This is a genomic window from Haloferax gibbonsii ATCC 33959, assembly GCF_000336775.1.
In the GTDB taxonomy this organism is placed as follows: domain Archaea; phylum Halobacteriota; class Halobacteria; order Halobacteriales; family Haloferacaceae; genus Haloferax; species Haloferax gibbonsii.
In genome coordinates this window covers 54,447-73,175 of record NZ_AOLJ01000017.1, presented here as the reverse complement: position 1 = coordinate 73,175, position 18,729 = coordinate 54,447, and the positions used below count along the sequence as shown (strand labels likewise).

At 69.2% G+C, this 18,729-nt stretch carries 21 protein-coding genes and 1 tRNA gene; 11 read left to right on the top strand and 11 right to left on the bottom strand.

Annotated features, from left to right (window positions below):
- A partial coding sequence (locus C454_RS11180; protein ID WP_004975610.1) for a thiamine pyrophosphate-dependent enzyme occupies positions 1 to 348 on the top strand: 348 nt, incomplete at its 5' end.
- A gap of 12 nt (positions 349 to 360) precedes the next feature.
- Here C454_RS11180 and C454_RS11175 read toward each other — a convergent pair.
- A complete protein-coding gene (locus C454_RS11175; RefSeq protein ID WP_004975609.1) occupies positions 361 to 594 on the bottom strand; it encodes an Lrp/AsnC ligand binding domain-containing protein in 234 nt (77 codons plus the stop codon).
- Between the two features lie 108 nt (positions 595 to 702).
- On the opposite strand from C454_RS11175, the gene C454_RS11170 reads away from it, so the two are divergent.
- Positions 703 to 1,386: a potassium channel family protein gene (locus tag C454_RS11170; RefSeq protein ID WP_004975608.1), complete on the top strand. Its 684-nt coding sequence runs from the start codon at positions 703 to 705 to the stop codon at positions 1,384 to 1,386.
- Between the two features lie 2 nt (positions 1,387 to 1,388).
- The gene (locus C454_RS11165) at positions 1,389 to 1,625 is read left to right on the top strand and encodes an Lrp/AsnC ligand binding domain-containing protein (protein ID WP_004975606.1); all 237 of its coding nucleotides are present in this window, start codon (positions 1,389 to 1,391) and stop codon (positions 1,623 to 1,625) included.
- Positions 1,626 to 1,664: 39 nt separating this feature from the next.
- Here the strand turns inward: C454_RS11165 and C454_RS11160 are convergent, their stop codons facing one another.
- The 4 genes from C454_RS11160 to C454_RS11150 form a co-directional block, all read right to left on the bottom strand.
- Positions 1,665 to 2,162 (bottom strand): DUF5813 family protein, encoded by a 498-nt coding sequence (locus C454_RS11160; RefSeq protein ID WP_004975605.1) that lies wholly within the window; start codon positions 2,160 to 2,162, stop codon positions 1,665 to 1,667.
- Positions 2,163 to 2,489: 327 nt separating this feature from the next.
- Positions 2,490 to 4,862 carry a methyl-accepting chemotaxis protein gene (locus C454_RS11155; protein ID WP_004975604.1) on the bottom strand — a complete coding sequence of 791 codons (2,373 nt, stop codon included), beginning with the start codon at positions 4,860 to 4,862 and terminating at the stop codon, positions 2,490 to 2,492.
- 115 nt (positions 4,863 to 4,977) lie between these two features.
- Complete coding sequence (locus tag C454_RS20740; RefSeq protein ID WP_004975603.1) at positions 4,978 to 5,154, bottom strand: hypothetical protein; 177 nt, start codon at positions 5,152 to 5,154, stop codon at positions 4,978 to 4,980.
- A gap of 52 nt (positions 5,155 to 5,206) precedes the next feature.
- Positions 5,207 to 6,007 (bottom strand): tetratricopeptide repeat protein, encoded by an 801-nt coding sequence (locus C454_RS11150; protein ID WP_004975602.1) that lies wholly within the window; start codon positions 6,005 to 6,007, stop codon positions 5,207 to 5,209.
- A gap of 190 nt (positions 6,008 to 6,197) precedes the next feature.
- Between C454_RS11150 and C454_RS11145 the strand changes: the two genes are divergently transcribed.
- On the top strand, positions 6,198 to 6,638 hold the full coding sequence (locus C454_RS11145) for an ester cyclase (protein WP_004975601.1): 441 nt from the start codon (positions 6,198 to 6,200) through the stop codon (positions 6,636 to 6,638).
- A 307-nt stretch (positions 6,639 to 6,945) separates the two neighbouring features.
- Here the strand turns inward: C454_RS11145 and C454_RS11140 are convergent.
- Positions 6,946 to 7,030: transfer RNA gene (locus C454_RS11140), tRNA-Leu, on the bottom strand.
- Between the two features lie 41 nt (positions 7,031 to 7,071).
- Positions 7,072 to 7,416, bottom strand: a complete 345-nt coding sequence (locus tag C454_RS11135; RefSeq protein WP_004975600.1) for a ferredoxin — start codon at positions 7,414 to 7,416, stop codon at positions 7,072 to 7,074.
- A gap of 116 nt (positions 7,417 to 7,532) precedes the next feature.
- Between C454_RS11135 and C454_RS11130 the strand changes: the two genes are divergently transcribed.
- Complete coding sequence (locus C454_RS11130) at positions 7,533 to 8,888, top strand: hypothetical protein (protein ID WP_004975599.1); 1,356 nt, start codon at positions 7,533 to 7,535, stop codon at positions 8,886 to 8,888.
- A gap of 55 nt (positions 8,889 to 8,943) precedes the next feature.
- On the opposite strand, the gene C454_RS11125 is transcribed toward C454_RS11130, so the two are convergent.
- Positions 8,944 to 9,462, bottom strand: coding sequence for a peptidylprolyl isomerase (locus tag C454_RS11125; RefSeq protein WP_004975597.1), 519 nt, complete (start codon positions 9,460 to 9,462; stop codon positions 8,944 to 8,946).
- 183 nt (positions 9,463 to 9,645) lie between these two features.
- Here C454_RS11125 and C454_RS11120 point away from each other — a divergent pair, with 183 nt between their 5' ends.
- The 4 genes from C454_RS11120 (at position 9,646) to C454_RS11105 (ending at position 12,449) form a co-directional block, all read left to right on the top strand.
- Complete coding sequence (locus C454_RS11120) at positions 9,646 to 10,623, top strand: bile acid:sodium symporter family protein (RefSeq protein ID WP_004975594.1); 978 nt, start codon at positions 9,646 to 9,648, stop codon at positions 10,621 to 10,623.
- Positions 10,624 to 10,712: 89 nt separating this feature from the next.
- A complete protein-coding gene (locus C454_RS11115; protein ID WP_004975593.1) occupies positions 10,713 to 10,952 on the top strand; it encodes a YgaP family membrane protein in 240 nt (79 codons plus the stop codon).
- A 75-nt stretch (positions 10,953 to 11,027) separates the two neighbouring features.
- Positions 11,028 to 12,053 carry a succinylglutamate desuccinylase/aspartoacylase family protein gene (locus tag C454_RS11110; RefSeq protein WP_004975591.1) on the top strand — a complete coding sequence of 342 codons (1,026 nt, stop codon included), beginning with the start codon at positions 11,028 to 11,030 and terminating at the stop codon, positions 12,051 to 12,053.
- Positions 12,054 to 12,092: 39 nt separating this feature from the next.
- The gene (locus tag C454_RS11105) at positions 12,093 to 12,449 is read left to right on the top strand and encodes a hypothetical protein (RefSeq protein WP_004975589.1); all 357 of its coding nucleotides are present in this window, start codon (positions 12,093 to 12,095) and stop codon (positions 12,447 to 12,449) included.
- Positions 12,450 to 12,483: 34 nt separating this feature from the next.
- On the opposite strand, the gene C454_RS11100 is transcribed toward C454_RS11105, so the two are convergent.
- Positions 12,484 to 13,566 carry an anthranilate phosphoribosyltransferase gene (locus C454_RS11100; protein ID WP_004975588.1) on the bottom strand — a complete coding sequence of 361 codons (1,083 nt, stop codon included), beginning with the start codon at positions 13,564 to 13,566 and terminating at the stop codon, positions 12,484 to 12,486.
- A 108-nt stretch (positions 13,567 to 13,674) separates the two neighbouring features.
- On the opposite strand from C454_RS11100, the gene ahbB reads away from it, so the two are divergent.
- Entirely contained in the window at positions 13,675 to 14,718 is a 1,044-nt protein-coding gene (gene ahbB, locus C454_RS11095; RefSeq protein ID WP_004975587.1) for a siroheme decarboxylase subunit beta, read from the top strand.
- A gap of 70 nt (positions 14,719 to 14,788) precedes the next feature.
- On the opposite strand, the gene C454_RS11090 is transcribed toward ahbB, so the two are convergent.
- Positions 14,789 to 15,658 carry a CehA/McbA family metallohydrolase gene (locus C454_RS11090; protein ID WP_004975586.1) on the bottom strand — a complete coding sequence of 290 codons (870 nt, stop codon included), beginning with the start codon at positions 15,656 to 15,658 and terminating at the stop codon, positions 14,789 to 14,791.
- A gap of 207 nt (positions 15,659 to 15,865) precedes the next feature.
- Here C454_RS11090 and C454_RS11085 point away from each other — a divergent pair, with 207 nt between their 5' ends.
- On the top strand, positions 15,866 to 17,611 hold the full coding sequence (locus C454_RS11085; RefSeq protein WP_004975585.1) for a Rieske (2Fe-2S) protein: 1,746 nt from the start codon (positions 15,866 to 15,868) through the stop codon (positions 17,609 to 17,611).
- 69 nt (positions 17,612 to 17,680) lie between these two features.
- Here C454_RS11085 and C454_RS11080 read toward each other — a convergent pair whose 3' ends face one another.
- Positions 17,681 to 18,715 carry an NAD(P)/FAD-dependent oxidoreductase gene (locus tag C454_RS11080; RefSeq protein WP_004975584.1) on the bottom strand — a complete coding sequence of 345 codons (1,035 nt, stop codon included), beginning with the start codon at positions 18,713 to 18,715 and terminating at the stop codon, positions 17,681 to 17,683.
- Between the last annotated feature and the right edge of the window lie 14 nt (positions 18,716 to 18,729).

The following is an 18,729-nucleotide window of genomic DNA, read 5'->3' as shown; positions in this document are numbered from 1 at the left end:
GAGAGCCTCACCTACCGACAGGGACCGCACACGACCGCCGACGACCCCTCGCGCTACCGCGACGACGACCCGGAACTCCCCGAGTGGCGGACGCGCGACCCCCTCGACCGCTTCGAGTCGTTCTGCCGCGAGCAGGGCCTCGTCGACGACGCGGCGCTCGACGCCATGCGCGACGACGCCGACGAGGAACTGCGCGGGGCCGTCGAGCGCGCCGAGGCGACGCCCGAACCGGGGACCGACGAGCTGTTCGACAACGTCTACGAGGAACTGCCGCCGGAGCTCGCCCGCCAGCGCGAGGAACACGTCGCGTTCGTCGAGCGCAACGGACCGTTCGACATCGAGCGCTGAGCGCGCGGTCCCTCAGTCGTCCAGCGAGATGTACGTCTTCGTGTCGGCGACGCCCTCTAAGCTCTGGACGCGGCTCGACGCCGTCTTCAGCACCTCGTAGACCGCGTCGGTGTCGACCTCGGCGATGATGTCGTACGCGCCCGCGACGATGTGCGCCTCCGTCACCGTCTCGAAGTCGCGGATGGGACCGAGAAGCTGTTCCGACTCGCCGGCTCCGGTCTTCACCATGATGAACGCGTGAACCATGCGTGAGATATTCTACCACGGTCGTCAAAAGCCTTGCTTCGACCGAGCGCGGCCCCTTCGGTCGAATCGGGGGAAGGTTATTTGCCTCCGCCGACATACCGTCTTATCATGCGGTTCGTTATCATTGGTGCTGGACGGGTTGGGCTGCGCACCGCTCGCGTCCTCCGCGAGGAGGGTCACGACATCGTCCTGGTGGAGTTGGACCGCGACCGGGTCAAGCGGGCCCGCGAAGCGGACTTCGAGGTGGTCGAAGGCGACGGCTCCCGCGAGGAGGTGCTCGTCGACGCCGGTATCGAGGCGGCCGACGCCCTCGGCGCGCTCACCGCCGACCTCAACGTGAACTTCGCGGCGTGCATGATCGGCAAGCACTTCGGCTGTCGGACGGTGCTCCGGGTCGACGAGGACTACCGCGAGGAGGTGTACCAGAAGTACGCGAAGGAAGTGGACGAAATCGTCTACCCCGAGCGCCTCGGCGCTATCGGCGCGAAGAACGCGCTCCTCGGCGGGTCCATCCGCGCCATCGCGGACATCGCCCAACACCTGCAGGTCATCCTCGTGACGGTGACGGAGGAGTCGCCGATGAACGGCTACAGTATCGAGGAGGTTGCGCTTCCGGCGAACGCCCGCGTCCTCGCGTTCGGGAAGAAAGACGGCCCGATGGGCATCCCGCTTTCCGACGACTCGCTGGAGACGGGTGACCGCGTGGCCGTCCTCGCGGACTTCGACGTGCTCAACGACGTGCGACAACTGCTCGTCGGCGACGAGGTCGTCACCGCGGCGGGAGGTGCGTGACGATGGTCTACGCGTACATCATGGTCAAGGCCGCGCCCGTCTCCGACGGTATCGACCAGCTGAAACAGGAGCTGTTGGCCGTCTCGGACGGCATCGTCAGCGCCCACATCGTCGCCGGCGACGTGGACTTCATCGTGAAAGTCGAGGTGGACACCCCCGCCGACGTGAAGGACATCGCCGGCGGCATCCAGTCGGTTCCGGGCATCGAGGACACCCAGACGTACATCGCGATGGACTGAGTCGGCGCGTACTCCGCGCGCCCTCGAACGACTCGTTCCTCAGAAGCCCGCGCCGGCGGCGTCTCGCGCGTTCTGGATGAGGCTCGTCACCGGTTCCCCGTAGTCGTAGCCGGGGATGATGCCCTCGACGAACGTGCCCTCGACGTAGTCGATGACCGCGCCGGCGTCGTCGACGCCGCGGCGCTCGTTGACGTCGGCGAAACTCGCCCGGACGACCGCCTCGTCGCCCGCCCGCGTCACGTCGGGGTCGAGGTCGTGGTCGCCGGCGACGACGCCGTTCACGTCTTCGAGGCGGAGTTCGAAGGTGTCGTACCAGCCGTCTTCGACGACGGGTGCCACGTCGTCGGCGACCGCCGAGAGCATCGGCACGCGGACCTCCACGCCGAACTCGACGTGGCCGCTCTCCTGTGCCGCGACGCTGACGGTGCCGTCGAACGGCGTCGTCACGGACTCGAAGGTGCGGTCGTCGACCCGCTCGAACGACCCGTGGTCGCCGAACGCGCGGCGGACCCGACCGGGGATGTCGTCTTCGCTCATGCCCGGACGAAGGTCCCGACGGGAGAAAAGCCCGTTGCGTCGCGAGCGCCCTCGAATCGCCCGCCAGCGCCGGATTTGGCGAATGGCGGCACGTTTAAGTATCTCGCCGCACTCCATTCAGGTGACGCTTCGCTTTGGAGGGCCGAAGCGTCAGCGGGGACCAATCTAGGGCGGCATTTGCCGCGCGGGCCGCTCCCGTGCGGCTGCCTATCCCTTTCTCACGAAACTCACATCGAAGAGCCGACGGCTCGCGTTCGCGCGCTCGAATCGAACAACCGAAGCGAGTGATATCCGTCCCAGTAAAGACCCGCCAGCGACGCGGCCGCGTCAGTTCTCGTCCGGTCCGTCGCGGGTAGATTCGAGTTCTCTCGACTCGGCTCCGCCCGAGCCGTCGGTCGCGCGGTCGGTCGTCGTCGGTGCCGAAATCGGCTCGGACCTCGTCTCGTCCGCCGCCGCGGTCGCATCGCCCTCGACTCCGGATTCTACGTCGTCGACGTCGCCGTCTCGCTCCGCTTTTTCGCGTACTTCGAACCGGTCCGCGAGCGCCCGCAGTTCGTCGGTCGTCGACGAAAGCTCCTGCATCTTCCCGGCGACGGTGACCATCGCGTCGTTCTGTTCGTGGGCCGCGCCGGCCACGTCGGCCGCCTCGGTCCGCGTCTCGTCGGCGATTTCGGCCGCCTCGTCCGCGAGGCGCGCGACCGACTGCGCGGCCGACGCCTGCGAGGCGGTCGCCTCGTCGATGGCGGCGACGCCGTGGTCGACTTCCTCCAGTCGGTCGACCGCCTCGTCGATGGCGGTGACGCCGGTTTCGACCGTCTCGGAGCCCCGCGAGACGCGCTCTCGGGCGGCCGTGACCGCATCGACCGTCTCGTCGGCGGTCTCCTCGACGGACTCGATTGACGACGCGATTTCGGTCGTCGCGTCGGCGGTCTCGCCGGCGAGTGCCTTCACGCTGTCCGCGACGACGGCGAAGCCCGCGCCCGCCTCGCCGGCGCGGGCGGCCTCGATGGAGGCGTTGAGCGCGAGCAGGTTCGTCTGGTCGGCGATGTCCTCGATGAGGTCGACCACCTCGCCGATGTCGGCCACCTCGTCGCGGAGGGCTTCGACGCCCTCGGCCGCGGCCGCGACGCGTGCGTCGATGTTCGCCATCTCGTCGTGGACGGCGGCGCTCGCGTCCCGGCCCGCCTCGCCGCGGTCCGCGGCGTCACCCGCGAGGTCCGCGAGTTCGTCGGCGGAGGCGGCGACCTCCTCGACCGTCGCCGAGAGGTCCTGCATCTCCGAGGAGACCTCCGTGAGGAGCGACGCCTGCTCGGCCGCGCCCTCGGAGATGTCGGCGGTCGCCAGCTCGACTCGTTCGGAGGCGGCGCTGACCTCCTCGGTGCCGGCGGTGACGCGCTCGCCCGCCGCGTCGACCGTCGCCGCGAACGACGCGACCTGTCCGATGGTCGATTCGAGGTCGGCGAGCATCGCGTCGATGCCGTCGCCGACGGCCGCCATCGCCTCGTCGTCCGGTTCGACCGACGTGCGCACCGTCAGGTCGCCCGTCGCCGCGGCGTCCATCGTCTCGCGGTAGTCGTCGGCGGCGCTGGCGAGGTCGCGTCGGGCGTCTTCGGCGGCTTCGATGCGCTCGCGCAGACCGTCGCGCATCCCGGCGAACGCGTTCGTCAGCGCCCCGAACTCGTCGACTCTGCGGGTTTCGAGGTCAACGTCGAGGTCGCCGCCGGCGAGCGCCGCCGCCTTGGTTCGCAGTCGCCGGAGCGACAGCACCGTGTTGCGACCGATGACGACGCCGACCAGCGCGAGGCCGGCGAGGCCCACGCCGATGAGGACGGCGACGTCGCGCTCGACGACCTGCGCGACCGCGTAGGCGTTGCGCTGCGGCGCTTCCACGAGAACCGCCCAGTTCGTTCCCGAGACGGGCGCGTAGGCGACGACTTCGTCGCCCGCGTCGCCGTCGCCCTCGCGCTCGATGACGCCGGTCTCGCCGCCGAGTGCGGCGTCGAGCGCCGGCGTCGCCGCGCCCGCACGGTACGTCGTGAGGACGTTCTTGCCGTACTTGTCGAAGGCGATGACACCTCCTTCAGTCACCACGCGAGTCTGCGACCCCTCGACCGGTTCGCTCAGCAGTTCGGCGTGTTTCGTCGCGTCGACGACGACCATCACCGCTCCGTCTCGACCCTCCACGGGACTGAGGAAGGCGAGGCGCTCGCTCCCGGCGTAGCGGTAGACCTCGGAGACGGCGACCGCGTCGGGGTCGTACATCGTCAGCGACCCGGTCGTCCACGACAGGCCGAGGTCCGACACCTCCTTGGCCTCTATTACGCCGTTGGTGCTGCGGACGATGTCGCGGTTCGACGGCTTCACGTAGTGGATGGCCATCACCTCGTCGGGGAGCGTGTCCTTCTCGCGTTCGAGCGTCTCGTCGATGGTGTCGGGGCCGCCCGTCTGGACGGTCTCGTACTCCGAGAGCATCCGGGTGGTCCGGGCGTAGCCGTCCATCCAACTCGACAGCCCCTCGGCCTCCAACGTGGCGACCATCTCGAGGTCGCTGTGGGTGTCGGCTCTGACCTCGGTTCCGACCGCGTCCGAGACGTACAGGCCGAAGCCGCCCATCACCGCGGCCACGAGGAGAATAACGAACAGAAACTTCCGGAGGTAGCTCCGCCTGAGCACCGCCGGAACCAGCGTGGCGAGCTTCATGCCACTTGGTAGCAAGAGAGCGACGTAAAGCGTTGTCCCGCTAGATATCAGGAATGATATTGGTGGGGAAAGCGGAGTCCTCGACTCTCTCGGAATTACGAGTTCCGAGAATCGGCTACAGTTCGCTCACGGTGACGCCGAACGCGAGGGCGGCGGCTCCGGTTGCGCCACCGCCCGCGGCGAGCGGCGTCGGCAGGGCGGACACGACGCCGACGACGGCCCCGACGAGGATGAAGACGGCCATCCCGAAGAGCGCGGCGTCGAATCGCGTGACGAGGAGTCCGGGTAACACGGTCTAATTACATGTCATTAGCCGAACTGTCAAAATGTTTGTGGGTGCGGCCCTACTCGCCTCGCTCACTGACGGCCGGGTCGTCGGAGCCGTCCGCGTCGGCGGCTTCGCGGGCACCGGGGTCCACGTCACGGGCTCGGTCCGGTTCCGATTCCTCCCGCGCTTCGGGTTCGGCCTCGGTTTCGCCTTCGACGAGGTCCGCTTCGAGGAACGCCAGGGACCGGTCGCGCTCGCCCCGGACCGAGCTATCGCGCAGTCCGAGTGAGATGGCGGTGTCGAAACAGCGGACGGCTTCCTCGTGGAGGCCGCGCTCGGCGAGGAAGAAGCCGCGGTTGTACCACGCCTGCGGGAGTCGCGGGTCAAGTTCGACGGCGCGCTCGGCGCGGTCGAGCGGCCCCGACGAATCGCCGAGTTCCCACAGCGCGTACGCGAGGTTCGTCTCCGCGGCCGCGGCGTGTTCGCCGTCGTCGTCGATGCGGAGCGCCTCGCGGTACGCGCCGATTGCCTCGTCGTACTCGCCGAGTTGCGCGTGGGCGACGCCCTTGTTCACCCACGCCTCCCACGCCGTCGGCGAGTCCTCGTCGGCGTAGGCGACCGCCCGACTGAAACTGTCGACTGCCTGTTCGTACTCCTCGATGGCGGCGTAGGCCAGTCCGACCTCGACGAGCGCCGCCGCGTCGACCGCCTCGGGGTCGATTTCCGCCTCGTCCACCAGCTCGGCGAGGGCGTGGTCGTCCGCGGGGTCGACGAGCCTCCCGTTCACCCGATACGTCGGCGGGTCGAGGTCGAACCCTTCGTAGGGGTCGCCGAACCCCTGTCCATCCGAGTAGCGGTGTCTACGCGTCGAAGCCATTCCTACACGTTGGCGGGGAACCGACATAACGTGGTCGCCGGTCGCTGCCGTCCGCCTGCCCGACCGCTCGCTATCCACCACGCAGTGGATGCTATCTGGTAGCACTACGCTATGGCTCCGCGGGTCGTACGTCACGGCGGCGTTGACGCGAGACCGGACCGGTCGCCGCGGCGACGCCGGGTGGGTACGCATGTCGACACGAACGATTACAGAGGAGAACCGCGCCCTGATTCGGACCGAGTTCGACCGGGCGTGGAACCGCGACGAACTCGACGCGCTCGACGAGTTGTACGCCGACGCCGTCCGCATCGCAACGACGCGAAGCGGGTCCGACGAGGCGCTCGTCGCGCGCGAAGACATCAAGGAACTGCACGGCGAGTGGGACGGCGCGTTCCCGGACGCGACGACCGAAATCAACGCGATGGTCGCCGAGGGCGACGCGGTGATGGTCTGGTGGACGCTCCGGGGCACGCACCTCGGGGCGTTCCGCGGCATCGAGCCGACTGGCTCGCAGGTCGAGGTCGACGGGTTCAGCTACCGCCGCATCGACGAGGGAACCATCGTCGAAGTGAAAGACGCCGCGAGCATGGCGACGCTGTTCTCGCAACTCGGCGTCGAACTACCGGCGTGAGAGCGCCGTCGGGACCGTCACCGACGCAGATTTTTGCTACTCGTGCGACAGAATCCACGACGTCTCGTCGACGGTCGGCGAGAGCAGTAGACGGCGGGAGCTGAGGAGTGAGGGCAGTAGACGGCGGAGCTGAGGAACCAGAGTGGTGGACGCGATGCAGGTTCTGAGAGGCGTGTGTGGGAGACGACTGGACGAGAGTTGAATCGAGCCGAGACGGTCGTCCTCGCTCCGCTCGGTCGCTGCGACTCGTCGGGTTCAAATCTCTCTGGCCGCACTTGACACTCGTCACGTAGTTCCTCGGTACAAGTGCGGGGGACGAGATTTGAACTCGCGAACCCCTACGGGAGCGGATCTTAAGTCCGCCGCTTTTGGCCTAGCTCAGCCACCCCCGCGCACTCTCCCGTTCTCCGAGGGGGTGAAAAGTGCTTTCGCTTTACCAGTCGACCGAGAGGGTTCCGTCGCCGTGGGGGTTCGGCGATAGCTCCTCGTCTGTTCGGCGGTCGATGACGTGGATGACGCCGCGGCCCTTCTTCGCCGGGCAGACCTCCGCCGCCTCGATGTTCTCGTCGAGGTCGTCCTCACCGACGAAGTACGACTTAGCGCGGGCGAGACCGGTTTCGAGGTCCATCTCCCAGTTGTCGGCGACCTCCGCGCACCGGCCGGCCCCGAAGCACTTGTTCGCCTCGAAGATTATCTTGTAGGGCTTTTCGTCGACCGGCGGGGCGTTCTCGTCGGTTCCGAAGTCGCTCGGCTTCGGACGCTCGGACTCCTCGCTCATCGTCGGCCCTTGCCGCGCGGTGGTCTTTGCGCTGTCGGTCGCGCGGCGGGAGAAACCAACCCGAACCTCGGTGTGCGCCCGGTGATTCTTTCGCTATCGAGCCCTACTATCGGACGATGCGGCAGTCCCGTCGCTCGCGCTTCGGCGACCTGATTCGCGCCGCCAGTCCCAGCGACCGCCGCCGATTTCTCGCCGACCTCTGGACCGCCCGCGGGTGGGAGACGGCCGTCGAAGACGGTCTCGTCGTCGCCCGCCGCGGCGACCGAATCGACCGAGTCGCGGTCGTCTCTCGGTCTTGGCTTCGCCTGTCGCCGACGGTTCCGGACGGCGCGACGGTGGTCGTCGCGCTCGGCGACCCCGCGCGAACCCGACGCGCGGCCCCCGACGACGCCCGCGTCCTCTCGGTCGACGACCTCTACGAACTCGTCCGGTACGGCCTCCCCGACGGCCGCGGCGACGACCTCGTCGCCGACCACTTCGGCGTCCGCCTCGCCGACTTGCCGGCCGACGGTGGGGGCGGGGGTGCAGGGTACACCGAGGGCGCAGGCGGCGCGCGGACCGGGCCGCTCGCGTCCGTGCTTCCGCCCTCGTTTTCGTCGCTTCCGGTCGCGCCGCTTCTTTTCGCCGCGCTCCTCGTCGCGGCGGTCGTCGTGACCGCCGGTTCGGGCGGCGTGCCGGTGCTTGGTGACGCGCTGGGCGGGCAACAGCCGTCGGTTCCGACGCCGGTCGCGACGACGTCCGAGTCGACGCCGACGCCCGAACCGCGGACGGTCGCCCCCGGCGTGACCACCGCGGGCGTCGAGAACGCGACGCTCCTCGCGGCGGCCCACCGAGGGGCCGCGGCGAACCGGTCGTACCGGTGGACCCTCCGATACCGCGAGTCCATCGCCGGCGACGAGACGGGCCGCGAGGTGGAGGTCGTCCACGTCGAGGCCCCGCACGTCTACGTCTCCGAGGTGCAGCGCGCTGGGCGACTCAGAGCGTTCCCGCGCCCGACCGCCTCGGAGGACGCGTATGCCGACGGGACCACGCGATACGCCCGCCGCCCCGCGGAACCGGACGGCGTCGCCGCCCGCGTCCTCGACCCTGACGTGCGCGACGGACCGGGGCGACAGGCCTCGCGCGCTGCCCGCTATCTCGAGTGGTACCTCTCGGCGGACGAGACGAGGGTGGCACGCGTAGAGAGCGTGACGAACGCGACTGCCGAAAGCGGGACCTCGCTGTACCGAGTTCAGGGACGCGGTACCGACTTCCCGCGGTCACGCGACTATCGGGTCGAAGCGATCGTCGAAGAAGGCGGGTTCGTCCGCTCGATGCGCGTCACATACGAGACCCGCGACGGCCTCGGCGTCGAGGTCTGGTTCGCGTACGACGCGGTCGGCGAGACGACGGTGACGCGACCGGCGTGGCTCGACCGCGCCGACGGTTCGAACGGCGGTCGGACCGTCGTCCCAGCGAACGCGAGCGGGTAGCGTCCGTCGCGCTCGGTCGCGTGTCCGTCGCGCTCGGTCTCGGTGTTCGCGGCGCTTACTGCTCGACGTCGACCGATTCGAGGACCACGTCGGACACCGGCTTGTCGTTGCGGTCGGTCGGGACCGAGCCGATGTCCTCGACGACGTCCATGCCGTCGGTGACCTTTCCGAAGACGGCGTGCTTGCCGTCGAGGTGGGGCTGGGCGTCGAGCGTGATGAAGAACTGCGAGCCGTTCGTGTTGGGGCCGCGGTTCGCCATCGAGAGCACGCCGGGGCCGTCGTGGCTGAGGTCCGAGTGGAACTCGTCGTCGAAGGTGTAGCCGGGGCCGCCGCGGCCGGTCCCCGTCGGGTCGCCGCCCTGAATCATGAAGTTCGAGATGATGCGGTGAAAGAGGATGTCCTCGTAGAGGGGTTCGCCCTCCATCGTCTCGTCCGTCTCGGGGTGGACCCACGTCTTCTCGCCCGTCGCGAGGCCGACGAAGTTCTCGACCGTGTTCGGGACCTTGTCCTCGAAGAGTTCGACCGTGATGTCGCCCTTGTTCGTGTGGAGCGTGGCCGTTGGGTTGTCGCTCATACTCGACCCGTCGGGCGGGCGAGTGAAAACCGTGCCGCCTCGGTGTCGGCCGCGGCGCTGACACGACTCCGTCCGGCCCGCGTCTTCCGGTCGGTACCGCGGACTGTCACACCGACAGACGTTTCTCTCCCCCGCGACCGAGTGGTGTGAGATGACATCACAATTCGACGGAGGACGCTCCGAATGAACGCTCGCTCGACCCTCGAACGGCTGTCGGAACTCGCCAACACCTACTTCGTCGGCCTCGTGCTCCTCGCGTCGGCCGCCGCGTTGATCCAGCCGGACCTGTTCACGTGGATTGCGCCCTACATTTCGCCGCTTCTCGGGCTCATCATGCTCGGGATGGGGCTGACCCTGCAGCCCGTCGACTTCCGCCGACTCGCGGAGCGCCCGCGAGACGTGGCCATCGGCGCGCTCGCCCAGTGGCTCATCATGCCGACCGCCGCCTACGCGCTCACGGTGGTTCTCTCGCTCCCGCCGGAGCTCGCGGTCGGCGTCATCCTCGTCGGCGCGGCCCCCGGCGGCACCGCCTCGAACGTCATGGCCTACCTCGGCAAGGGCGACGTGGCGCTCTCGGTCGCCATCACGACCGTCACCACGCTGGCCGCGCCGCTCGTCATGCCCGCGTGGGTCGTCGCGCTCGCCGGCGAACAGCTCCAGGTCGGCTTCATGGACCTGTTTCTCAACATCGTCCAAATCGTCTTCATCCCGGTCGTCCTCGGCTTCGCGCTCCGCGTCGCGCTCGACCGCAACGCACCCGAGGTCGCCGAGGTCGGCCTCGACGTGTTCCCGCTCGTCTCGGTCCTGAGCATCGTCGCCATCGTCGCGGCCGTCGTCGGCCTCAACGTCGACACCATCCTCGGCGCGGGCGCGGCCGCCATCGGGGCCGTCGTCCTCCACAACGCCATCGGCCTCGGCACCGGCTACGGCACCGGCCGCCTCGCCGGCATGTCCGAGGACCGCGTCAGAACGACGACGTTCGAGGTCGGCCTCCAGAACAGCGGGCTCGCCGCGGCCCTCGCCCTGTCGTTCTTCTCACCCGCCGCCGCCCTCCCGCCGGCGCTGTTCAGTGTCTGGCACAACATCACCGGCCCGCTACTCGCGAGCTACTTCTCCCGAAACGCGAGCGAACCGTCGGGTGGAACGCCAGCAGACGACTGAAACGCCCGAAAAATCCTCGTCATTCGCTATTGCCCGCCAGTCGGGAATCTGCGCTGGGTTAATGTATTGCGGAGAACAAGCACTACTGCATGGTACGAAACGTCGGCACGCTCGACCGAACTGTTCGCCTCGCGCTCGGCGCACTCCTCGTCGCCGGCGGCGTCGGAAGCTACGCGGGGCTGTTCTCGCTCGGGTTCGGACCGGTGCCCGCGGCGCTCGGGGCCGTGTTCGTCGCGGCCGTCGGCGTCATCCTGCTCGTGACCGGGTTTCGCCGGACGTGTCCGCTGTATCTGCCGTTCGGCATCGACACCTCGGACGACCGGAACTGACGCCCGGCATCGCCCCGCACCGCCCGCCTTTCTCGCTCCCCTAACTACAAGACACCCCACCGCGATGCGTCGGATATGCACACCGCGGAGACCGTGACGCTCACTCGCCTCCCCTCCGGCGTCCCGGTACAGACGACGGTTCACACCTACGAGCCAGCCGACGGGACAGACGGCCCGACGCTCTACGTGCAGGCCGCCCAGCACGGGCGCGAAATCAACGGCACCGAAGTGCTCCGCCGACTGCACGGCCGCCTCGAACGCGCGGAACTCTCGGGCCGCGTCGTCGCCGTCCCCGTCGCCGACCCGCTGACGTTCGACCGCGTCTCCTACGTCACGCCCGAGGTGCTCGACTCCGTCAACTCCAACATGAACCGCGTCTGGCCGGGCGACCCCGACGGCTCGCTCCACCAGCGCATGGCCGCGAAGCTCTGGGAGTACATCGGCGACGCCGACGCCATCGTCGACCTCCACACCGGGAGCCCGGACATGCTCACCCACACCGTCTACCTCCGGGGCGACGAGGCCTCTCGCGACCTCGCGCGGGCGTTCGGCGTCGACATCCTCCTCGCGGAGGCCGCGGGCGACGAGGCCGACGACGAGTGGACCGAACGGAGCTTCGACGGCAAACTCCGCGTCGCGGCCACGAACGCGGGCATCCCCTCTATCACGCCGGAACTCGCCCACAACAAACAGCTCGTCGAGCCGGCCATCGTCGCCGGCGTCGAGGGCGTCCTCAACGTCTGCCGCGACATGGGCATCCTCTCGGGCGCGGTCGAGCCGTGGGACGGCCGCACCTACCGCAACCACCTCGGCCGCGTGCAAGCCGACGCCTCGGGGCTGTTCGTCGCCCGCGAGGACGTCGAACTCGCCCGCGAGGTCCGCCCCGGCGACCACCTCGGCTGGGTGTACGACCCGACCACCTACGAGGTGCTCCAGGAGGTCGAAGCCGAGCGCGCGGGTCTCGTCTACTCCATCGCCCGCGAGGCGACGGTCACGGCCGGCGAGACGCTCGTCGGCATCGCGCTCCCGCTGGACGCCGACGAGGGAGATGCCGAGGATGGCGACCCCTTCGACGAGGCCGACGGCGACCTCGACATATAGGGCAGAAGACACTTATCTACACTCGACGGTCGGATTCGTATGGACCGCCGCGCCGCGCTCTCGCTCCTCTCGATTCTCCTCGTCGTCGCCGCGGGCACCGTCTTCGTCCTCGATAGCGAGGCTCGGCGGCGGGCGATTGCGGCGGAAGAAACGCGCCTCGGGACCGAGCTGGCGGCCAGCGAGTGCGTCACGACGTACGGCACGTCGGCGACCGTCAGCGACGAATCGGCGTCGGTCGTCGGTCGGAGCCTCGACGGCTGGACGGTTCGCGTCTCGCACCCGTACTGGTACAGCACGAACCGGTCACACGGCGACACGTCGTCAGAATCGGTCTACGTCGTGGGGCCGGATTCGGTTCGGTACGCGGGCGGCGAACCGGTCGGGCCGGCGTGTTGAAGCGAACGCCTTCGAGTCGGCTGCGACTGCGAGTTCAGAACTCGCGCAGGTCTTCGAGCACGGCTTCCGCGTCGCCGGAGGCGATGGCGTCGCGGGCCATGTCGAGCCCCTCGTCGATGGTTTCGGCGTCCTCGCGGGCGTAGATGCGGAGCGCCGCGTTGAGGGCGACGGCGTCGGCGAAGCGGTCCTCGCGGTCGCCGGCGAGCACGGCTTCGGTGATTTCGGCGGAGTCGCCGGCCACGTCGTCCTCGTCGACGCCGAGGTCGTCGTACTCGAAGTCCATGCCGTACTCGGCGGTCTCGATGTCGAAGTCGTCGAAGATGGCCTCGCCGTCGTCGCCGGCGGTCCACTCGGCGACCTTCGTGTAGCCGGGGCGGATGTCGTCGTAGCCCTCCATGCCCTGGAACATGAGCACGCGGTCGAGGTCGTGGTGCTCGCTCGCCTCGAAGGTGTTGACCATCTTCTTGGCGAACGCGAGGTGGTAGAACGACCCGAGGTGAACCGAGGCGTTCGCGGGGTTGGCGATGGTCTCGATGGTGTTGACGAACGTCCGGACGCCCATGTTGTCGCGGCGCTCCCAGAGGGCGTGGATGGCGGGGTTAAATCGCGGCTGGTAGTAGAAGCCGAAGCCGGTGTCGTCGACCATGTCGGCGGACTCGTCGGGGTCGAGCTCCGTGCGGACGCCGAGTTCGTCGAGGACGTGCTTGTAGGCGTCCTGCTTCTGGGTCGGGACGCGGTCGCCGGAGTGGACGACGACGGGCGTGCCGGCCGCGGCGGCGACGACGCCGGCGGCGACGCCGAGGATGGCGGTCTTGCCCTTGCCGTCGTAGTTCGCGCCGCAGTCGACGGGGTCGACTTCGGGTTCGGCGTACTCAACGTGTTCAGCCATCACGTCGGTGTAGGCGGCGAGTTCCTCCGCGTTGTTGTGCTTCCAGCGGTTGGCGAGCCAGAACGCGCCGAGCGTCGTGTGGTCCGGTTCGCCGGCGAGGATGCGGCGCATCGCCTCGGACGCCTGCTCGCGGCTCATGTCCTCGGCGGACTTCGTGCCCGTGCCGACGACTTCCGTCATCAGACGCTTCAGCGGCCATTCCCCGAACTCGCTGTCGACTACTGCCATGCGCCTGTGTTCGGGCGAGCGGTCAAAAAACGTCCCGTTCGGTCCCGCCGGCCGGGAGCGACGACGCCGTCCGAAAGCGATAGGCTTCCCGACTCCTAACGCCGGGTAATGAGCGCGTTGTCGGACGATTGGCGGGACGGCATCGACGAGGTCGATGCGGCGCTTATCGACGAATACCAAAGCGGCTTCCCGGTCGAACAGCGGCCGTTCCGCGTCGTCGCCGCGGAGTTAGGCATCGACGAGGACGACGCCCTCGACCGCGTCCGTCGGCTCCGCGAAGACGGCATCTTCCGGCGATTCGGCCCGGTGCTCAACCCGCCCGTCATCGGCAGTTCGACGCTCGCGGCCGTCTCGGCCCCCGAGGAACGCTTCGAGGAGATTGCCGAACTCATCAACGGCTACCGCCAAGTCAACCACAACTACCGCCGCGCCCACGAGTGGAACATGTGGTTCGTCGTCACCGCCGGTTCCCGCGAGACGCGCGACCGCATCCTCGCCGAAATCGAGGAGCGGACCGGCTGCGAGGTGCTGAACCTCCCGATGCTCACCGACTACTACATCGACCTCGAGTTCCCCATCGTCAACGACGACCGCTTCGCCCGCGAGAGCCTCGGCGAGACCGACGTGAGCGCCACCCGCATCTCCGAGGACGCGACCGGCGACCTCTCGTCGCTCGAAGCCCGCCTGCTCGTGGAGATTCAGGGCGGCTTCCCGCTGTCGAAGACGCCCTACCGCGACGTCGCCGACGCCCTCGACGCCGAGGTCGACGACGTGCTCGTCGCCGTCGAGCGCCTGCTCGCCGACGGCTGTATCAAGCGCATCGGCTGCGTCGTCAACCACATCGTCACGGGCTTTCGGAACAACTGCATGGTCGTCTGGAACGTCCCCGACGACGAACTCGACGCCCGCGGCGAGGCCGTCGGGAGCCTCCCGTACGTCACGCTCTGTTACCACCGCCCGCGCCGCCCCGAGCAGGGCTGGGAGTACAACCTCTTTACCATGATTCACGGCCGGGACGCCGACGCCGTCGACGAGAAGATAGACGAACTGGCCGACGACCATCTGCCGTTCGACCACGAGCGACTCTACTCGACGGCGAAGCTGAAACAGACCGGCGCGCAGTACGAGGAGCTCGTGGGCTCCGACGACTGAGGACAGAACAGACCAAAACCGAACAAAACTCGCTTTTCGACGTCCGCGCCGGCGTCCGCGGTACTACCCGCTACCGCGAGAGCGGCGACAGCCGGTAGAGCATCCGCGCGGCCTGCGCGACGCCGGTCTTCGCCAGCGACCCGCTCTTGAGCGCGCCGAGTTTCGCGTAGTAGCCGGACTTGAACGCGCCCTTCTTAGCGAGGAGTGCGCTCCCGAGCGCCCCGCGTTTGGCGTAGTACGCGGACTTCCGGCCGGCCGCGCCGGCGTAGTGTTGCGTGCTCGTCGGAATCGGCGTCCGCCGGCCCTGCACCTCGGTCGAGCCGCTTCGGATGGCGTCTAAGATGTCGTCGCCGCTGAGGGAAGCCCGCGACACGTCGGGGATGTCGATTTCCGTGTAGGCGCGGCCGACGTACCCGACCTTGTGGGCGTCGCTCCCGGCGACGCCGGGGTACTGGCGCTTCGCGGCGAACCGGCGGGCGCGGCGGTTCTTGTAGCCCGTGAAGAGCCACGAGTTGTACGTCTCGATGGCGTCGAAGGCGTCGCCGCCCGCGGCGTCGTGATACCGGCCGAGCCGACGGCGACCGATGCCGTGTCGGCTCCGCTGGAAGGGGTGCGGGACGATGGCGACGCCGCCGCGCTCGCGCACCCAGCGGGCCGTCTCGTCCAACGGGCGACGCCGCGGCGGAAGCTCCTCCACGCCGAGCGCGAGGAGGTGGCCGTCGGCCGTCGAGACTTCCACGCCGGGGATGCCGACGAGGCCGTACATCGGCGCGAGTTGCGCCGCTCGGAGCGACTCGTCGATGACGTCGTGGTCGGTGACGACGACGGCGTCCAACCCGATTTCGGCGGCCTGCTCCAAGATGAGCTCCACCGGGTCGTGCGCGTCGTACGAGCCTTCCGAGTGCACGTGGGGGTCGATGCGGACGGTCAGCGCGGACACGACTCCTCGTTAGGCCTCGGCGACGAAAAAGACACGCCCGAATCGTGCTAGCTCGCGGCACGGCGGTTCATCGGTCGGTGAATCCCGAATTCACTCGAAATCGGCGGTGAGGGGGCCTCGGATGCGGAGTTTCCGGGAACACATCACGTCGCCGACGTAAATTCGCTTCAGCGAATCTTTAGGAATTATCGTGTCGAACGTGTGCACATGGCATCCGAAGACCGCTTTCGCCCCGCCGTCGACCTCGCGGACCTCCGCGAGTCCGGCCGCGAACTGGTCGCGCTGGACGGACGCTCTATCGCCCTCTTCGACCACGAGGGGTCCGTCAGAGCCGTCGACAATGCTTGCCCGCACATGGGTTTCCCGCTCGCTCGCGGCTCCGTGGACGAGGGCGTGCTGACCTGTCACTGGCACCACGCCCGGTTCGAACTCTCCTGCGGCGACACCTTCGACCCGTGGGCCGACGACGTGCGGACCTACCCCGTGGAGGTGCGCGACGGGACGGTTTACGTCGACCCGAACCCCGACCCGGACGAACCGCCGGCGGTCCGCTGGTCGAACCGACTGGAAGATGGCCTCGAACAGAACCTCCGACTGGTCGTCGCGAAGTCCGTCATCGGCCTCCTCGACGCCGACGTCGAGCCGACGGAGCCGCTTTCGACCGGCGTCCGGTTCGGCTGTCGCTACCGGCGCGACGGCTGGGGGTCGGGTCTCACTATCCTGACCGCGATGGCGAACGTCCTCCCCGACCTCGACCCCGACGACCGAAAGCGCGCGCTCTATCAGGGACTCGTCCACGTCGCGGGCGACGCCTCCGGCGAACCGCCGCAGTTCGAACAGGACGCCCTCGGCGCGACCGACACCGACTTCGACCGCCTGCGGTCGTGGTTCCGCGAGAACGTCGAGGTCCGCGACCCCGACGGGGCGGAGCGCGTCCTCCGGACCGCAATCGCGGCCGGCCGCGACGACGCCGAACTCGCCGGCATGGTCGCCGCCGCGGCCACCGACCACCGATACCTCGACACGGGGCACGTCCTCGACTTCGTCAACAAGGCCTGCGAGGCGCTCGACCACGTCGGCTGGGACCGCGCCGACGAGGTCCTCCCGGGCCTCGTTCGCGGACTCGCCCGCGCCGACCGGGCCGAGGAGTCCGCCGAGTGGCGTCGCCCAATCGACCTCGCGGGAACGCTCGACGACGTGTTCGACGACCTCGACGACCACGCCGACGCCGGCGCGGGCGAGACGTGGTCCCGACCGGACGGCCTGCTCGACACCCTCCTCGGCGACGACCCGCACGCCGTCGTCGACGCGCTGACCGAGGCGATTCGGAGCGGCGCGACGCCCGCCCAACTCGCCGATGTCGTCGCCTTCGCCGCCGGCACGCGGGTCGCGCGCTTCTCGACCACCAACGAGTTCGGCGACTGGAACACGGTCCACCACACGTTCACCTACGCCAACGCGGTCCACCGGCTCGCCGAGCGGACGGGCGCGAGAGAACTCTACCGCGGCGCGTTCGACGCCGCCGTCAACGTCTACCTCGACCGGTTCCTGAACACGCCCCCGGCCCCGCTTCCCGACCCGACGCCCGACGCCGACCCGGCGGAAGCACTCGAAACGCTGTCCGCGGCCTTCGACGCCGAGGGGCGGGTGAACGACGCCGGACGGGCGACCGCGGGGTTCCTCGACGGCGGCGGCGACCCGGCGAGGCTCCGCCGCGAACTCGGGGGCGCGCTGCTCCGCGAGGACGCCGGCTTCCACACCTACCAGGCGCTCGAAGCCGGGTTCAGGCAGGCGGCGACGCGGCCGCCCGAGGAGGCGCGGACGCTCCTCGTCGGCGTCGCGCGCTACCTCGCGGCGCACTCGCCGACGCGCCGGGAGCGAGAACAGACGTTCGGCATCGCCGCGCGGCTCCAGCGCGGCGAGTCGGTGTACGGCGAAGACGTCGACATCTGAGGCCGCGTCGGGGTCGTCGCGTCGACCTCTGACGTCGTCGGCGAGGTCGTCGCAGCCGGCTCTTTTCGACTACTGCTCGGCGATTCGCTCGCCCGCGTCGACGCCGCTCCAGAGGGCGGCGTGGACCCGGCCCTCGCCGACCGTCCAGTCGCCGGCGAAGTAGAGGCCGTGGGGCTCCCCGCGGCGGAGTATCTCGCGGTCGGCGACGCCGTCGGGGAGGGCGTACCGCCAGCCCTGGTCGTCCACCCAGTCGGGGTCGCGCAGGCGCTCGTCGTCGAGGAGTTCGGCGACCATCCCGGCGACCTCGTCGGCCGCGTCGTCGAGGGGGTCGTCGTAGTGCGCCTCGGACCACTCGGGGCTCGGTTGGACGACGAGCAGGCTCTCGCCGTCGGGGACGTGGCCCTCCTTGCACTCCTCGCGGGCGACCCAGCCGACGGGATGGGTCTTGTCGGGGTTGACGAGGGCGTACCACGGCTCCTCGCGCTCGAAGGGGTAGTGGAGGACGACGGTTCGAACCGTCCGGTACTCGACGCTCCCGATGGCCTCGCGGAGCGCGACCATGCACTGGTCGCCCCAGCCCATCTCGGTCAGAATCGCGGCCGTCTGCGGGGCCGGCGGCGTCAGCAGCACCGAGTCGAACGGGCCGTGGCGCGTCCCCGACTCGTCGACGACGGACCAGTAGCCGCTGTCGGGGTTGTGGTCGATGGCGGCGACGCGCGTCTCGCGCTCGACGGTCGCCTCCGTCTCCGCGAGCAGGCGCTTCGCCAGTTGGGTGATGCCCTCGGTCCACGTCCACTTGTGTTGGTCCCGGTGGTCGCCCTCCGAGATGACGCCGTCGCCGTCGAACGTCCAGACCGGCTCGTCGATGTTGACCAACCCGTCCGCGCCCAGTCCGCGGACGAGCTGCGCCGTTCGGCGGTCGTAGTCTTTCACGTAGTTCGCGCCGTGGTCGTACCGACAGCCCTGTCGGCGGCGCGTCGCGGCGCGACCGCACACCCCGCGGCTCTTCTCGAGAATCGTGACGTTCGCGTTCGCGTCGCGGAGCGCGTAGGCCGCGCCAGCCCCAGCGGCCCCGGCTCCGACGATGCACACGTCGCGAGTCATCTCGCCACCCCGCG

Excerpts from the sequence above, each read along its gene's own strand:
- C454_RS11175 (WP_004975609.1), bottom strand. The coding sequence starts at position 594 with ATGGTTCACGCGTTCATCATGGTGAAGACCGGAGCCGGCGAGTCGGAA.
- C454_RS11170 (WP_004975608.1), top strand. The coding sequence starts at position 703 with ATGCGGTTCGTTATCATTGGTGCTGGACGGGTTGGGCTGCGCACCGCT.
- C454_RS11165 (WP_004975606.1), top strand. The coding sequence starts at position 1,389 with ATGGTCTACGCGTACATCATGGTCAAGGCCGCGCCCGTCTCCGACGGT.
- C454_RS11160 (WP_004975605.1), bottom strand. The coding sequence starts at position 2,162 with ATGAGCGAAGACGACATCCCCGGTCGGGTCCGCCGCGCGTTCGGCGAC.
- C454_RS11155 (WP_004975604.1), bottom strand. The coding sequence starts at position 4,862 with ATGAAGCTCGCCACGCTGGTTCCGGCGGTGCTCAGGCGGAGCTACCTC.
- C454_RS11150 (WP_004975602.1), bottom strand. The coding sequence starts at position 6,007 with ATGGCTTCGACGCGTAGACACCGCTACTCGGATGGACAGGGGTTCGGC.
- C454_RS11145 (WP_004975601.1), top strand. The coding sequence starts at position 6,198 with ATGTCGACACGAACGATTACAGAGGAGAACCGCGCCCTGATTCGGACC.
- C454_RS11135 (WP_004975600.1), bottom strand. The coding sequence starts at position 7,416 with ATGAGCGAGGAGTCCGAGCGTCCGAAGCCGAGCGACTTCGGAACCGAC.
- C454_RS11130 (WP_004975599.1), top strand. The coding sequence starts at position 7,533 with ATGCGGCAGTCCCGTCGCTCGCGCTTCGGCGACCTGATTCGCGCCGCC.
- C454_RS11125 (WP_004975597.1), bottom strand. The coding sequence starts at position 9,462 with ATGAGCGACAACCCAACGGCCACGCTCCACACGAACAAGGGCGACATC.
- C454_RS11120 (WP_004975594.1), top strand. The coding sequence starts at position 9,646 with ATGAACGCTCGCTCGACCCTCGAACGGCTGTCGGAACTCGCCAACACC.
- C454_RS11115 (WP_004975593.1), top strand. The coding sequence starts at position 10,713 with ATGGTACGAAACGTCGGCACGCTCGACCGAACTGTTCGCCTCGCGCTC.
- C454_RS11110 (WP_004975591.1), top strand. The coding sequence starts at position 11,028 with ATGCACACCGCGGAGACCGTGACGCTCACTCGCCTCCCCTCCGGCGTC.
- C454_RS11105 (WP_004975589.1), top strand. The coding sequence starts at position 12,093 with ATGGACCGCCGCGCCGCGCTCTCGCTCCTCTCGATTCTCCTCGTCGTC.
- C454_RS11100 (WP_004975588.1), bottom strand. The coding sequence starts at position 13,566 with ATGGCAGTAGTCGACAGCGAGTTCGGGGAATGGCCGCTGAAGCGTCTG.
- ahbB (WP_004975587.1), top strand. The coding sequence starts at position 13,675 with ATGAGCGCGTTGTCGGACGATTGGCGGGACGGCATCGACGAGGTCGAT.
- C454_RS11085 (WP_004975585.1), top strand. The coding sequence starts at position 15,866 with ATGGCATCCGAAGACCGCTTTCGCCCCGCCGTCGACCTCGCGGACCTC.
- C454_RS11080 (WP_004975584.1), bottom strand. The coding sequence starts at position 18,715 with ATGACTCGCGACGTGTGCATCGTCGGAGCCGGGGCCGCTGGGGCTGGC.